Annotated in this window: 1 protein-coding gene; it reads left to right on the top strand. The window is 64.1% G+C overall.

The window, feature by feature from the left end; genetic code table 11:
• On the top strand, positions 1-1,191 hold the full coding sequence (gene tuf, locus RT688_RS23750; protein WP_003168401.1) for an elongation factor Tu: 1,191 nt from the start codon (positions 1-3) through the stop codon (positions 1,189-1,191).
• Positions 1,192-1,384 lie beyond the last annotated feature (193 nt).

Raw genomic sequence — 1,384 nt, 5'->3', positions numbered from 1 at the left:
ATGGCCAAGGAAAAGTTCGAACGCACCAAGCCGCACGTGAACATCGGCACGATCGGTCACGTTGACCACGGCAAGACGACGCTGACGGCGGCGATCTCGATGACGCTGTCGAAGGCCGGCGGCGGCAAGGCGATGAACTACGCCGACATCGACAACGCGCCGGAAGAAAAAGCGCGCGGCATCACGATCAACACGTCGCACGTGGAATATGAGACGGCGAACCGTCACTACGCGCACGTGGACTGCCCGGGCCACGCCGACTACGTGAAGAACATGATCACGGGCGCCGCCCAGATGGACGGCGCGATCCTGGTTTGCTCGGCCGCTGACGGCCCGATGCCGCAGACCCGCGAGCACATCCTGCTGTCGCGTCAGGTCGGCGTTCCGGCGCTGGTGGTGTTCCTGAACAAGGTCGACATGGTCGACGACGAGGAACTGCTGGAGCTGGTCGAAATGGAAGTGCGCGAGCTGCTCAGCTCGTACCAGTTCCCGGGCGACGACATCCCGGTCGTCAAGGGTTCGGCCCTGGCCGCCGTCGAAGACCGCGACGCCCACATCGGCGCCGAGCGCATCCTGGAGCTGATGGCTGCGGTCGACAGCTACATCCCGCAACCGGAACGCCCGATCGACATGCCGTTCCTGATGCCGGTCGAAGACGTGTTCTCGATCTCGGGCCGCGGCACCGTGGTGACGGGTCGCGTCGAGCGCGGCATCGTCAAGGTCGGTGAAGAAGTCGAAATCGTCGGCATCCGTCCGGTTCAGAAGACGACCTGCACGGGCGTCGAAATGTTCCGCAAGCTGCTGGACCAGGGTCAAGCGGGCGATAACGTGGGCGTGCTGCTGCGCGGCACCAAGCGTGAAGACGTCGAGCGCGGCCAGGTGCTGTGCAAGCCGGGTTCGATCACCCCGCACACCAAGTTCGTGGCTGAAGCCTACATCCTGAACAAGGAAGAAGGCGGCCGTCACACGCCGTTCTTCACGAACTACCGCCCGCAGTTCTACTTCCGCACGACGGACGTGACCGGCATCGTGCGCCTGAAGGAAGGCGTCGAGATGATCATGCCGGGCGACAACGCCGAGCTGGACGTCGAACTGATCACGCCGATCGCGATGGAAGAGAAGCTGCGCTTCGCCATCCGCGAAGGCGGCCGCACCGTCGGCGCCGGCGTCGTGGCGAAAATCGTCGAGTAATCGACGTCAGAATGAGCGAGGGCCCCGGCCCTCGCTGGTTCGCCAGTACGAGTAAGCGTAAGCGTACCGGCCTCAAGCAGCCCGCAAGGGCGTTAGGCCGTAGTAATGGCCTCAAGCAGCCCGCAAGGGCGTTAGGCCAAGAGTAAAGCGTAACAGAGCGGCCCCCGGAGCGATCCGGGGGCCGTTTTGCATT

Origin of the sequence: Massilia sp. (assembly GCF_032106685.1) — a bacterium.
In the GTDB taxonomy this organism is placed as follows: Bacteria; Pseudomonadota; Gammaproteobacteria; order Burkholderiales; family Burkholderiaceae_D; genus Telluria.
Note: the sequence above shows the minus strand (reverse complement) of the source record. Positions and strands in the feature narration are given on the sequence as shown.